Origin of the sequence: Mycolicibacterium pyrenivorans, from assembly GCF_025821625.1 — a bacterium.
GTDB classification, from domain to species: Bacteria; Actinomycetota; Actinomycetes; order Mycobacteriales; family Mycobacteriaceae; genus Mycobacterium; species Mycobacterium pyrenivorans.
Map to the genome: position 1 here is coordinate 22041 of NZ_JACKSH010000092.1, position 13404 is coordinate 35444.

Sequence of the window (13404 nt, forward strand, 5' to 3'; positions counted from 1 at the left end):
TGCATTGCGGGTCTGGATAAGAGTGGGCCATTGCTCAGCCGGCACCGGGCACTGGCGAGAGGTCTGCGCGCTTCCGCGGCGTGGGTGGTCGCGGTTTCCATCGCGAGGGCCACCAGTTACCCCGCCCCACCAGGACAGCGATCGCCGGCACCGTGACAGTGCGCACCAAGAACGTGTCGAGCAGAATTCCCGTTCCGACAACGAAGCCGGCTTGGATGATGGTGCTGATGCTGGCGAACAGCAGTCCGAACATCGACGCGGCGAAGATGAGACCCGCAGCTGTGATCACGCCGCCGGTGGCGCCGACGGTCCGGATGACACCGGAACGGATGCCGCGCGGAGACTCGTCACGAATCCGGGAAATGAGCAGCATGTTGTAGTCCGCACCCATCGCGACGAGTATGATGAACGTCAAACCCGGTACGCTCCAATGTAATTCCTCACCGAGGATGAATTGGAACGTCAGTACCCCGAGGCCGAGCGCCGCCAGGTACGAAAGAACCACCGACGCGATGAGGTAGAGCGGCGCCACGACCGCGCGCAGCAGGGCGATCAATATCAGGAGCACCACGGCGATGGTCACGATGATGATGAACCGGATGTCGTGATCGTAGTAGTCACGTGCGTCCCGAAGGGTGGCTGGATATCCCGTCATCGCTATCGAGCCATCGGCCAGCGCCGTATTCGGTTGAGATTGCCTTGCCGTATCGGTGATCGCAATGATCTGATCCATCGCGGCGGTGCTGAACGGATTGAGTTCCGTCTGTATCAGGTACCGCGCCGAGTGCCCGTCGGCCGAGATGAAGAACTCGGCGGCTTTCTTGAAATCGTCCGAAGTCAGTACTTGTGATGGAATGTAGAACCCCGCCATCGACGGTGACGTCGCGTCGTTCTTCATCGCCAACAAGAACTCCGAAGCGTCGCCGAGATCGCCGCTCATCCGCAGGGTCTGGCTCACCAGTTCCTGCACGCCGTCGGCGACCTGTCGACCGCCGTCGGCGAGGGAATCGAGCCCATCTCGCATCCCACTGAGGGAGGACCCACTGCCACCGCCGCCCAGGCCGCCGAGCCCCATTGCGCCCAAGGGGCCGGTGAGCGATTGCATCGACTGGGTCAGCTTGGTCACCGTCTGTGAGAGGTTCGACAGCGGCCCGGTGGACTGCAGCTGATCTGCCAGCTTCTGGATGGTGCCGTCATTGCGGGCCATCTGGAGCTGACGGAACTGGTCCCGCGCGGCGACGCACACGGGGTTGCCGGTGCAGTAGGGACTTCCGTCGAGCGCGATCACGACGGGATCTATCCACTCGAGTCTGTTGAGGTCGCCGAACGTCTTCTGCAGCGTGTCTCCGAGCGTCTGTATCCCACTGATGAGGCGGGTGGCGTCACCCATCTGGCCGAAGGTCGTACCGCTGCCGCCGAATTGGTTCTGCACGGACTGGAGGGTGTTGATGATGCCGGACAGGCCGTTCATGAGCTTGAGAATCTGATCGCGCAGGGTACTGACGCCGTCGGCCAACTGGTCGGCTCCCCAAGCGAGCCGGTTGAGGTCGTCGGTGCGGCCACGGATCATGGTCACCGCATCGTTGAGCTTGGCGCCCACTTCACCGGCCTGGCGCGTCGTGCTCGCGGCTTCCAACGGTTCACCGCTGGGCCGGGTGATTCCGCGGACCGCTGCGATACCGGGTAGTTGGCTGATCCGCTGCGCCGTCTGCTCCATGTCGGCAAGCGCCTCCGGTGTCCGCAGGTCCCGGGGCGATTGGATGAGGAGGTACTGAGGGATGGTCGAGTTGACCGGGATGTGGCGATCCAGCGCCTGATACCCGAGCGAGCTCTCGACGGAGGCCGGCAGCGCCTTGCGGTCGTCGTAGTTGTATCGGACGGCGAGCATGCAACCGGCCAGAAGGACCAGCACCACAAGGCTCGCTACGAGATTCGCCATTGGCCGTCGCACGATGCGGATTCCGGCTCGGCGCCAGAAGCGAGTGGTGAGGTCGCGGCGTGGAGTGATCCAACCGCGGCGGCCGGTCAGCACGATGATGGCAGGCAACAGAGTCACCGCGGCAAGGAACGCCACGCCGATCGCGATCGCGAGCGCGGGGCCGATGGTTGCGAACAGTTCCAGCCGGGCGAACGTCATCCCGAGAAATGTGACGCCAACCGTCGCCGCGGATGCGGCGATGACCTTGCCGATGGCGTTCAGGGCGTTCTTGATGGCTTGATCGGAGGCCTCGCCCTGCCGCACGAAATCGTGGTAGCGGCTGATGAGAAAGACGGCGTAATCCGTTCCCGCGCCGGCCATCAGCCCGCTCAGGAGGGTGATGGTCTGGGTGGAGACACCAAGGCCCAACTGAGCGGCTCCGGACACCGCGGCCTGCGCGATCCCGAGGGAGACGCCGATCGTGAGCAACGGCAGCAGGATGGTCGCCGGTTTTCGATAGATGATCAGCAGGATCAGAAGCAGCAGCGTGATGATCGCGACTTCGATCTTGATCTGATCCCGCGTTCCGACGTCAAGAGAGTCGGCGAAGGTGGCCGCGGGCCCAGTCAGGTTCGCGGTCAGCGTCGTTCCCGCAACCGTATGCCGGACGATGTCGGCAACCCGCTTGTACGCCTCGTAGGACTCGGGCGAGCCCAACTCGCCGGACAGGCCGACCGGCATGAGCCAGGCCTTGCCGTCCTCGCTGCTGAGGGTCTCGCGTAGCTGGGGTGTGGTGACGAAGTCCTCCAGCATGACCACGTCTTGGATATCGCGGCGCAGGCGCTCGACGAGACTTGCGTAGACCCTCTCGTCGGCCTCTCCGAGCCCCTTGTCGTTCGTCAACAGGACCAGGAGCACGTTCTCCGAACCGGCTTCGCCGAACGCCGCAGCCATCTCCTGGGTTGCGACGATCGAAGGAGCGCTGGCCGGCAGGGGCGAGACCGGCTGCCGCTGCGTCGCCTCTGCCAAGGTGGGGAACAACGGCGGCAAGACGACCGCGAGCGCCACCCACAAGCCGATGACAACCCACGGCCACCGCACGACGACGTCGCCGAGCCGCGGAAAGAAGCCGCGAGGCCCCGCGGTACCCGTGGGGTCCGCCCGGGCCGTCGTCGCCTGTGCCCTCCGCGGCCAACGCATCAGTAGCCCGAGACGTGAAGAGAGTGTGGACGACTGCGCCACATGCAGCCCTCCGGGAGCGCGGGCGCCCGGCGTCCGCGGCGACCGCAAGAATCGCGCGCCAGTGAGATCACAGCAACATCAATGAAACGTGCTCCACCCACCCCCGTCGCCTCTTTTCAAGATCAAGGGCAAGAAGCTCGGTTGAAACTGGTTGCGAGAGCGGGGCTTTCCCGCGCCCCTCGCGGCGCTGTTCATCTTCAGGTCACGTCTAGCTTCGACGTCCTTGTTTGTGCAGCTAGCGTAACCCGTTTTTTGACGGAGGTGTCACGAATCTTGCTTTTGGTGTACGGTTTGTTCGCGGTTTCGAACTCGCCGTGTCTGATTCTCAGAATCTTGGGGTGTGTGGTGAGCAGATTCACCGAAAGCATGTCGCGGAGCACCCAGGCGGGCGTGAGCCCGGTCGAGGTGTTGCTCGATTGCGAGCCTCCGCCGGACCACCTCGCGGTTGCCGCACACCGCCCCTGCAAGATGGCCGGGGCCACCGTGGGTGGCGCGGATCGTCACCGGTTCGGGCGGCGGTGAACCCGCCATGCCACGGTCAGTCGACTTCTGCGTCGATTCCCCCGCGCGCGTCGAGCAGATCCATTGGGCGTTTTCCGAAGAGGGATACTGGCAGGCGCGGGTTGCGGCCGCCGGCGGTTTCGGCAGGTTGGACTCACTGCTGGTGGAGCCCGATGGCGACGTGACCGTAGTGATCGTTCATGACCTGCACCCCGACGGCCTGCCCGGACCGGTCGCCAAGTTCTTTCCCCGGGATTGGCAAGTGGTGCAAGACGAAACATGGCGCCCTGTCGGCGGTGGCTTGGTGCGCGGAGAGGTCAGCATCGCGACGCACGGAGCGCCGGGAGGTGGACACGGTACCGCTGTGCTGGCACCGGCGCGGAACGGTTCGCGCCTGAAGTGCACTGCGACCGTGGAGTTCAGAGTCCCATTGGTCGGCGGAAAGATCGAGGGCTTGATCGGACGCCTGCTGGCTCCTCAGTTCTCCATGCTGCAGCGCTTCACCGCGGATTGGATCGAGAAGCACTCCTGACCCGGTCGGTAGCGATACAGCCGTCGATCTATTCTCGCGCAACAGGTTTCACTCAGTCATTCGCCCGTCGTCGGTGCCGCCGCCGGCCGCGTCGTTCGCATCGCTGGAGTCGTCACTGTCATCGGAGCTCGTGGTGTCCGTGGTGTAGGTGGTGTCCGTGGTGCCTTCGGTCTCCGAATTCTCGCTCACCGCAGCGGATTTCGACTCAGAGGGCGCGGTGACCTCATCATGGGTCAGGTCGGTATCCTCGAAGGCCTCGCCCTCGTCCTTGGTCCGCTTGGCACTTGACGTAGACCGCGCCCCGAACCCCGCCTCGCGCGCCGGCTCCACGTCGCTGACGGACGTCCCGTCAGAGGAGTTGTCGGACAACGCTTCGAAGCCATCGTGAATCGCCCCGGGAACCTTCGACACCGTGGTGACGAGCTCACCCAGCGACGGCATCAGGCGTGCAGGCCGGTAGCGGCTGGGATCCGACGGTATCGGGTTGCCGTCGTAGTACGCCGAATCGACGATCAGCTTGAGCAGCGGTTCGGTGAGATCGGCGATGACACCTCCGAAGGGCACGACGTCGCGGATCAACCGTGCCAGCGGAAGTTCGTCGGTCGTGTAGGTGACGTAGGTGGTGTTCTCGCGGGTGGTCACGTACGCGACGATGCGGTCCCCGGCGGGTGTCGCGCAGCGGGCGTCGTGACACGGCAACGTGTCACCGCCACCGGCCAGCACGGCGCAGGTGTTGGCGTCACCGCACGACACCGTCGAAGTGCCGTCGACATCGACGGGAAGATCGATCTCGTCCTGGTTGCGATATCCGTACAGGTAGGCGACCAGAGAATTGACGTGGGCCACGAGGTTGAACAGGTCCGCCGGCGCGTTCGAGTTGTAGTTGTACTGATAGGCGATGTCGATGACGGCCTTGGCGGTGGTGTCCGTCGGCGAGGGGAACGGATTCACCCCGATCAGCGCGAACCACGGATAGCGCGTGCCGAATCCACCGTCGGGGCGCGAGACGTTGTTGTCGAGGACGAACAACGTCTTCGGAAGCGCCGGGTCGTCGTCGTTGTCGAGGCGCATGAGCAGCAGGCTGGTGTTCGCAGCGCCCCAGCCGGACGACAGCACGGCGTTGTCCTCATCCGAGTTCGCCTGCAGGGCATCGTTGATCGCGGCGGGCCCGCCGCGAAAGTCGACGCCGATCAAGTCCGGCCCCGGCTGGCCGCCGGGGTTGTAGGGCGCCTGGTTGAACTTCCCGCCGAAGAAATTCTCGTTGCCCGTCCCGTCTGGATGGGTGGAGCTGCCGACGACGATCAGTGCGGTCAGGTCGACCAGCGATGCCGATATCGACGCAGGCTGAGTGGCCGCGACACCCCCGACGGCGGCCGCGACACCCAGCGTGGCGATGCTGACGGCCGCCCTGGTGAACTTCTTCTCGCGGACTTTGCTCATTCCGCCATCCCTCCCCGGTACTACGGCTAGCACCGTATACCGATGGGACGGTCAGCGCGAGGGTTGTGGTGGGTGTGCTGCGGCGTCGGTGTCGAAGCACTCGCCGAGGAAGAATTCGAGCGATGTCCAGGCGCGCCGGGCCGCGGATTCGCTGTACACGATGCCGCGTGCCGGATCGTCGGCCCACGGTGCCATGAATGCGTGCATCGTGTTGCCGTACGCGTGCAGCTGCCAGTCGATGCCTCGTCCCGAGAACTCCCGGCCCAGCGCGACGACGTCTTCGGGTGGTGCGTACGGATCGTCCCAACCGTGGAACACCACCACCTTGGCGGTCACGTCGCCGTCGTGGTCGGGCGGGGCGGTGAGCAGCCCGTGGAAACTGGCGACGCCGGCCAGGGGGTGCCCGGCCCGAGCGAGATCGAGCACGCACAGGCCCCCGAAGCAGAACCCGATCGCGGCGACACGGGAGGCGTCGACCTGCGGTGCGGCGGTCAGGGCGTTGAGCACCGCGGTGAGGCGTCCGGCGAGCGCGGCGCGGTCGGCGACAAACCCGGTCATCGCGGCGGTGGTTGCCTCGATGCCGCCGCGGCTGGCGTCCTCGCCGAACAGGTCCACCGCGATCGCCTGGTAACCCCACTCCGTGAGCCGGGTCGCGAACTGCAGCTGCGCGTCGCTGCGGCCTTCCATCCCGTGGAAGATCAGCACGGTGGGCGCACGCTCCACGGTCTCGTCGTGAACAAGGACGGCGTCGAACTTCGCGCCGTCGATGTCGTGCCGCAGGGAAGTGGTCTGCACAGTCACGTCGCAGACATTTCCACGGCTCAGCCGGCGGCGGGAGGTCCGTTCGCTGCGCGCATAACTGGCCTGTCGGGGGACCCGGCAGTGGGATTGAACCGAGTGCACCCCTGAGCCGTGTCCTCGACAACACCGTCGAAAGGGGCGCGATGATGCGACGAGGCAACCCGCGTTCAGGCGTCGCACGAAGGGGGATCGCCGTCGCCGCCGTCGCCGCGATCGCCGCAGTTCCTCTTGCTCCGGCAGCTCAGGCGCAGTCAGCACCGACCGCGACGGCGGAGGTCCGGCTGGCGGCCGCGGCGGTTCCACCCGGGGGGCTCGTCACCAGTTTCCTGGGCAATCAGGTCGTCTACTGCTCGATCATCTGCCCGCTGATCGTCGAGACCGCCGCGACGGCGTTCGTCACGACGTTCCAGACACCCGGCACCCTCCTCACCGCCCTGCAGTCCGGCGACCTGTGGACGGCGCTCGGCGTCACGGCGGCATCGGTGACCGGGCCCACGAACGCCGCGGCGCAGGCGGCCATCGTCGCCGACGGCACGTTGGTGGCGCCAAGGGCGTTGAACGCGTTCGAAGTCGGTGTGGTCGGCCTGCTCAACGTCTTGCCTGCCGCCGCCGACGGGCTGCCGGGCGTCCTGGAGGCCATCCAGACGGCGCGCCAAGACACGTATACGGCACTCAACCTGCCCATCGTGCCCAACCCAACGCCAACGGCGGTGCCGCGAGGGGTGCTGCAGGTCGTGGTGGTGGAGGCCATCAATGTGGTGGCGGCGATCATCTTCCCGGCCTTCAACCACGTTCTGTCCGCCGTTTTCGAAACCCCCGATGCCATGGCGCAGGAACTGGCGGCGACCGGCGATCCGGTGCGGGCCCTCGCCGCGGGCGTCGACACCTTGTCCGGGCGCCTGGCCGCAGCGGTCACGGCCGTCGCCGACTCGGTCGTCGTCGCACGGAGCAACATCCGCGCGGCCATCGAAGAGTCCCGTCCTGTGAACGAGACCGGCCAGATGGACCCCACGCCACGGGACGCATCGATCGACGACGCCGCCGAGTCGACGGACGACGCCACGGCGGACGGCGCCGCGACGACCAGTGGGGACAACGCCGAGTCGCGGGGTGCCCATGGACTGCGCGACCGCGGTGACCGGTCGGACAGCTCACGTGAGGGCGTGGACCCACCGGAGGCGGACACCGACGCCGAGGAAGCCACGGATGCGTCTCGGACGGAGTCATCTCGCGCAGAAGTGGACGACGAAACCGGCGGGCGGCCTGACGGGGCGCAACGCGAGACACGCCAGCTGCGCCCCCGGCAGGGATCGAACCTGCGACCAACCGCTTAGAAGGCGGCTGCTCTATCCGCTGAGCTACGGGGGCAGCGCCGAGGAGTGTATCGAATGCGGCGCATGTGACCGCTCACCTCACACCGCTGCAAAACCCGCTCCGTGTCTCAGGGTCGCCGACTAGCGTGGGGCGCATGAGCAACGCGCCGGAACTGGATGCGGCCGGACTCCCGGAGGAACTCAGTCCGCTCGACCAGATCCTGCACCGCGGCGAAGCCAATCCGCGCACCCGCTCGGGCATCATGACGCTCGAGCTTCTCGACACCACACCCGACTGGGACCTCTTCCGCAGGCGCTTCGACAACGCGTCGCGCAAGGTCTTGCGGCTCCGGCAGAAAGTCGTCACGCCGACCTTGCCGACCGCCGCGCCCCGCTGGGTGGTGGACCCCGACTTCAACCTCGACTTCCACCTCCGTCGGGTGCGCGTCCCGGAGCCGGGCACGCTGCGCCAGGTGATGGATATCGCCGAGGTCGCCGCGCAGTCACCGCTCGACATCTCCCGTCCGCTGTGGACGGCCACCCTCATCGAGGGCGTGGAGAACACCCAAGCGGCGCTGATGGTGCATCTCAGCCACGCCGTCACCGACGGTGTCGGCGGTGTCGAGATGTTCGCCAACTTGTATGACCTCGAGCGTGATCCGCCTCCGCAGGACCCGGCTCCGCTTCCCATCCCTTCCGACCTGTCGCCCAACGACCTGATGCGCCAAGGGATCACCAGACTTCCCGGCACCATCGCCGGCAGTGTGCGTGATGTCGTCTTCGGTGCGGCGCAGGCAATGGGGCACGCGGTGCGCGACCCCGTCCACCGGCTCGGAAGCGTGATCGATTACGCGATGTCGGGCGCCCGGGTGATCGGTCCGGTCGCCGATCCGTCGCCGTTGCTGCGCCGCCGCAGCCTGTCCTCGCGCAGCGAGGCCATCGACATCGAGTTCGGCGATCTGCACCGGGCGGCGAAAGCTGCCGGGGGGTCGATCAACGACGCCTATCTCGCCGGGGTATGCGGTGCGCTGCGGCTCTACCACCAGGCGAAGGGCGTGCCGGTCGACACGCTGCCGATGGCTGTCCCGGTGAACCTGCGCTCCGATGCAGATCCCGCGGGCGGCAACAGGTTCGCCGGTGTCAACCTCGCCGCGCCCATTGGCATGTCCGACCCCGAGGTCCGCATCAAGAACATCAGATCGCAGATGACGCGCAAGCGCGATGAGCGTGCCCTCGACATGGTGAGCGCGATCGCCCCCGTGGTGAGCCTGCTGCCCGACACCGTGCTGGAGACCATGGCCGGGTCCATCGTGAACTCCGACGTCCAGGCCAGCAACGTGCCGGTGTATGCGGGCGACACCTTCATCGCCGGCGCGAAAGTGCTGCGGCAGTACGGCCTTGGGCCGCTGCCCGGCGTGGCGATGATGATCGTGCTGATCTCGCGGTCGGGCTACTGCACGATCACGTTGCGCTACGACAGGGCGTCGATCACCGACCCGGACCTGCTCGCGCAATGCCTGCTGGCCGGGTTCGACGAAGTCCTCGCCCTCGGCGGCGACGGTCGTGCCGTACCGGCGACGTTCGGCACCGCGGAATCCCATCCCTCCTCACGTAACGGAAGTGCCGCACCGTGACATCCCAGACATCCGCGACGTCCAGTAACGGCCAGATGCGTCTACCGGGTTCGGTCGCGGAAGTCCAGGCCAGCCCGCCCGGCCCCCAGGTCGGCGCGTTCTTCGACCTCGACGGCACCCTCGTCGCCGGCTTCACCGGCGTGGTCATGACCCAGGATCGGCTACGGCGCCGCCAGATGTCGGTGGGTGAGTTCATCGGCATGGTGCAGGCCGGTCTCAACCACCAGCTGGGACGGTCGGAGTTCGAGGACCTCATCGGTAAGGGCGCGCGGATGCTGCGCGGCAACTCGGTCGACGACATCGACGAACTGGCCGAGCGGCTGTTCATGCAGAAGATCGTCAGCCGGATCTATCCAGAGATGCGTGAGCTCGTCCGCGCGCACATGGACCGAGGCCACACCGTCGTCCTCAGTTCGTCCGCGCTGACGGTGCAGGTCGAACCGGTGGCGCGATTCCTCGGTATCGAGAACGTGCTGAGCAACAAGTTCGTCACCGATGTCGACGGGCTGATCACCGGTGAGGTGCAGCGGCCGGTCATCTGGGGCCCGGGCAAGGCCAGGGCGGTGCAGGAGTTCGCCGCCGCGAACAAGATCGACCTGGCGCAGAGCTACTTCTACGCCGACGGCGACGAGGACGTCGCACTGATGTACCTCGTCGGCAACCCGCGGCCGACGAACCCGGCCGGCAAGATGGCCGCCGTCGCCGCCAAGCGCGGCTGGCCGGTGTTGAGGTTCAGCAGCCGCAGCGGCAGCAGTCCGCTCTCGCAGTTGCGCACCGCCGCGGGCATCGCCTCGATGATGCCGATCGCCGCCGGCGCCGTCGGGGTCGGGCTGCTGACCCTCAACAAGCGCGCGGGCGTCAACTTCTTCACGTCGATGTTCGGACGGACCCTGCTGAACACCATCGGCATCAACCTGCAGGTCCTCGGCAAGGAGAACCTGACTGCGCAGCGGCCCGCGGTGTTCATCTTCAATCACCGCAACCAGGCGGACCCGCTGATCGCCGGACGGTTGGTCAGCGACAACTTCACGTCGGTGGGAAAAAAGGAACTCGAGAACGATCCCATCGTCGGCACCATGGGCAGGATCATGGACGCCGCCTTCATCGACCGCGACGACCCGGTGAAAGCGGTCGAAGGCCTCAAGAAGGTCGAGGAGCTCGCCCGCAAGGGTCTGTCCATCCTCATCGCACCCGAGGGCACCCGGCTGGACACCACCGAGGTCGGCGACTTCAAGAAGGGCCCGTTCCGGATCGCGATGTCGGCGGGCATACCGATCGTGCCGATCGTGATCCGCAACGCCGAGGTGATCGCCGCGCGGGACTCCAGCACGTTCAACCCCGGCACCGTCGATGTCGTTGTCTACCCGCCGATTCCGGTCGACGACTGGACCTACGACAACCTGGCGGAGCGCATCGCCGAGGTCCGCCAGCTCTATATCGACACGCTCAAGGACTGGCCGCACGACGAGCTGCCGACCCCCGACATCTACAAGCACGCCACCGCGCCGGCGAAGACACCTGCCACCAAGAAGGCCGCCGCCAAGAAGACCGCCGCAAAGAAGACCGCCGCAAAGAAGACCGCTGCCAAGAAGGCGGCGAAGAAGGCGCCGGTCAAGAAGACGGCCGCGACGACGGTGACCAAGCGCAGTGGCCCGAAGGGACGGCCATGAAGCTCAGCATCGACGACATGGCGGCCTTCACCGCCACCGACGACACCCTCGTCCTGGCATCGGTGTCCTCACCGGCCGAGGAGGAACTGCTCAGCGACTGGCTGCAGCGGCAACGCCGCGAGCACCCCGACTCGAACATCGAGGTGCTCAAGCTGCCCGCCGACGACGACCCGCCACCCGGCGTGCTGGCCCGCCTGGTCGAGCTTCTCGAGGCCGACGAGGACCGCTCCGTGGTCCCGGTGCGGGTGTTCTGGGTCCCGGGTGGCCTGCCGACGCGATCCAAGGTGGTGGCGGTGGTGTCCGGGCGGGACACGTACTGCCCACCGCAGATGCTGCAGCGCCGCATCCTCAAGCGGGATCCCGCCCGTGCCCGTGTCGTCGCGGGCGAACCCGCGAAGGTGTCCGAGCTGCGTCAGCAGTGGAGTGATACCACCGTCGCCGAGAACCCAAGGGAATTCGCACGATTCGTCATCCGGCGGGCGATACTGGCGATCGAGCGGGTCGAGCTGCGCCTGCTCGGGCCCGAGTACAAGTCACCTCGGCTGGTCAAGCCCGAGATGCTGGCTTCGGCGAGGTTCCGCGAAGGGCTGGAGAAGATCCCGGGCGCCACCGTCGAGAAGGCGGGGGAGATGCTCGACGAACTCGGCACCGGGTGGAGCCGCTTCTCCGTCGATCTCATCCCGTCGCTGGGCCGCGCGATCTTCAGCAGGGGGTTCGACCCCAACATCGACTACGACCGCCTCGAGGTCGAATCGATGCGCCACGCCCTGGAATCCCATCCGGCGGTGCTGTTGTTCTCCCACCGGTCCTACCTCGACGGCGCGATCGTGCCCGTGGCGATGCAGGAGAACCGACTGCCACCGGTGCACACCTTCGCTGGCATCAACCTGTCCTTCGGTGCGATGGGTCCACTGATGCGCCGGTCGGGTGTCATCTTCATCCGTCGCAAGCTCGACGACCCGCTGTACAAGTACGTGCTGCGCCAGTTCGTCGGCTACATCGTGGAGAAGCGCTTCAACCTCAGCTGGTCGATCGAAGGCACCCGGTCGCGCACCGGAAAGATGTTGCCCCCCAAGCTCGGTCTGCTCGCCTACGTCGCCGACGCCTACCTGGACGGCCGCAGCGACGACATCCTGCTGCAGCCGGTGTCGATCAGCTTCGACCAATTGCACGAGACCGCGGAGTACGCGGCCTACGCCCGCGGCGGGGAGAAGACACCCGAGGGTCTGTCGTGGCTGTACAACTTCATCAAGGCCCAGGGGGAACGCAACTACGGCAAGATCTATGTGCGCTTCCCCGAGGCGGTCTCGATGCGCGAGTACCTGGGTGAGCCGCACGGCCCGATGACAACCGACGGCGACGCCAAACGTCTTGCGCTGCAGAAGATGGCGTTCGAGGTCGCGTGGCGGATCCTTCAGGTCACGCCGGTCAACGCGACGGCTCTGGTGTCGGCGTTGCTGCTCAGCACGCGGGGTGTTGCCCTCACGCTGGATCAGCTGCACCACACGCTGCAGGACTCCCTGGACTACCTGGAGCGCAAGCAGACCCCGATGACCAACAGCGCCCTGCGGCTGCGCACTCCCGACGGCGTCCGCGCCGCGGTCGACGCGCTGTCGAACAGGCATCCGGTCACCCGGGTCGACGGCGGGAGCGAACCCGTCTGGTACATCGCGCCAGAGGACGAGCATCAAGCCGCGTTCTACCGCAATTCGCTGATCGACGCCTTCCTGGAGACGTCGTTGGTGGAACTCGCACTCGCTCACGCGTCACGCGCGGAATCCGATCGCCTCGAGGCGTTCTGGTCGCAGGTGACCAGGCTCCGCGACCTGCTGAAGTTCGATTTCTACTTCGCGGACTCCGCGGGCTTCCGCGAACACGTCGCCCAGGAGATGTCCTGGCATGCCAACTGGGAGGACGACGTCGCCGCCGGCGGCGAGCAGATCGACGCGCTGCTGCGGGCCAAACGACCCGCGATCGCCGGGCCGCTGCTTCGCCCGTTCTTCGAGGCGTACCGCATCGTGGCCGACGTGTTGATCGACGCACCCGCCGACATCTCGGAGAAGGATCTGACGAGCAAAGCGCTGGGATTGGGGCAGCAGTACGTCGCCCAGGGGGTGATCCACAGCACCGAGGCGGTGTCGGCGCTGCTGTTCACCACGGCCCGGCAGGTGGCCGCCGACCAGAACCTTCTGGAACCGGCAGCCGACCTGGCTACCCGGCGGCGAGCTTTCCGCGACGAGTTGCGCGGCATCCTCACCGACATGAACACGGTCGACAGCTACTCCCGTGACCAGTTCTTCGCCCGTGAGCGGAGCCGTCGGAAGTTGCGCAGCGAGCCTGCACAGTAGGCCCA

Annotated in this window: 8 protein-coding genes and 1 tRNA gene; 4 read left to right on the forward strand and 5 right to left on the reverse strand. The window is 66.5% G+C overall.

Annotated elements, in window-relative coordinates:
• Positions 1–34: 34 nt before the first annotated feature.
• Entirely contained in the window at positions 35–3118 is a 3084-nt protein-coding gene (locus H7I57_RS11645; RefSeq protein WP_264023657.1) for an MMPL/RND family transporter, read from the reverse strand.
• Between the two features lie 571 nt (positions 3119–3689).
• Between H7I57_RS11645 and H7I57_RS11650 the strand changes: the two genes are divergently transcribed.
• Positions 3690–4193: a DUF2505 domain-containing protein gene (locus tag H7I57_RS11650; protein ID WP_264023658.1), complete on the forward strand. Its 504-nt coding sequence runs from the start codon at positions 3690–3692 to the stop codon at positions 4191–4193.
• 48 nt (positions 4194–4241) lie between these two features.
• Here the strand turns inward: H7I57_RS11650 and H7I57_RS11655 are convergent, their stop codons facing one another.
• From H7I57_RS11655 to H7I57_RS11670, 4 genes are all read right to left on the reverse strand, one after another.
• The gene (locus H7I57_RS11655; RefSeq protein WP_264023659.1) at positions 4242–5633 is read right to left on the reverse strand and encodes a PE-PPE domain-containing protein; all 1392 of its coding nucleotides are present in this window, start codon (positions 5631–5633) and stop codon (positions 4242–4244) included.
• A gap of 51 nt (positions 5634–5684) precedes the next feature.
• Complete coding sequence (locus tag H7I57_RS11660) at positions 5685–6434, reverse strand: dienelactone hydrolase family protein (RefSeq protein ID WP_264023660.1); 750 nt, start codon at positions 6432–6434, stop codon at positions 5685–5687.
• A gap of 343 nt (positions 6435–6777) precedes the next feature.
• Complete coding sequence (locus tag H7I57_RS11665) at positions 6778–7638, reverse strand: hypothetical protein (RefSeq protein ID WP_264023661.1); 861 nt, start codon at positions 7636–7638, stop codon at positions 6778–6780.
• A gap of 91 nt (positions 7639–7729) precedes the next feature.
• Positions 7730–7802: transfer RNA gene (locus tag H7I57_RS11670), tRNA-Arg, on the reverse strand.
• Positions 7803–7902: 100 nt separating this feature from the next.
• Here H7I57_RS11670 and H7I57_RS11675 point away from each other — a divergent pair.
• Genes H7I57_RS11675 through H7I57_RS11685 form a run of 3 tightly spaced genes read left to right on the forward strand, consistent with a single transcriptional unit; the run spans position 7903 to position 13399 of the window.
• On the forward strand, positions 7903–9381 hold the full coding sequence (locus tag H7I57_RS11675) for a wax ester/triacylglycerol synthase family O-acyltransferase (protein WP_264023662.1): 1479 nt from the start codon (positions 7903–7905) through the stop codon (positions 9379–9381).
• Between the two features lie 35 nt (positions 9382–9416).
• Entirely contained in the window at positions 9417–11051 is a 1635-nt protein-coding gene (locus H7I57_RS11680; RefSeq protein WP_264023705.1) for an HAD-IB family hydrolase/lysophospholipid acyltransferase family protein, read from the forward strand.
• On the forward strand, positions 11048–13399 hold the full coding sequence (locus tag H7I57_RS11685; RefSeq protein WP_264023663.1) for a glycerol-3-phosphate 1-O-acyltransferase: 2352 nt from the start codon (positions 11048–11050) through the stop codon (positions 13397–13399). The genes H7I57_RS11680 and H7I57_RS11685 overlap by 4 nt, the downstream gene beginning before the upstream one ends.
• Positions 13400–13404: the final 5 nt, after the last annotated feature.

What these genes read in the sequence shown, in the direction of transcription:
- H7I57_RS11680 (WP_264023705.1), top strand. Translation starts at nt 9,417, where the DNA reads ATGCGTCTACCGGGTTCGGTCGCGGAAGTCCAGGCCAGCCCGCCCGGC.
- H7I57_RS11645 (WP_264023657.1), bottom strand. Translation starts at nt 3,118, where the DNA reads ATGCGTTGGCCGCGGAGGGCACAGGCGACGACGGCCCGGGCGGACCCC.
- H7I57_RS11685 (WP_264023663.1), top strand. Translation starts at nt 11,048, where the DNA reads ATGAAGCTCAGCATCGACGACATGGCGGCCTTCACCGCCACCGACGAC.
- H7I57_RS11675 (WP_264023662.1), top strand. Translation starts at nt 7,903, where the DNA reads ATGAGCAACGCGCCGGAACTGGATGCGGCCGGACTCCCGGAGGAACTC.
- H7I57_RS11650 (WP_264023658.1), top strand. Translation starts at nt 3,690, where the DNA reads ATGCCACGGTCAGTCGACTTCTGCGTCGATTCCCCCGCGCGCGTCGAG.
- H7I57_RS11655 (WP_264023659.1), bottom strand. Translation starts at nt 5,633, where the DNA reads ATGAGCAAAGTCCGCGAGAAGAAGTTCACCAGGGCGGCCGTCAGCATC.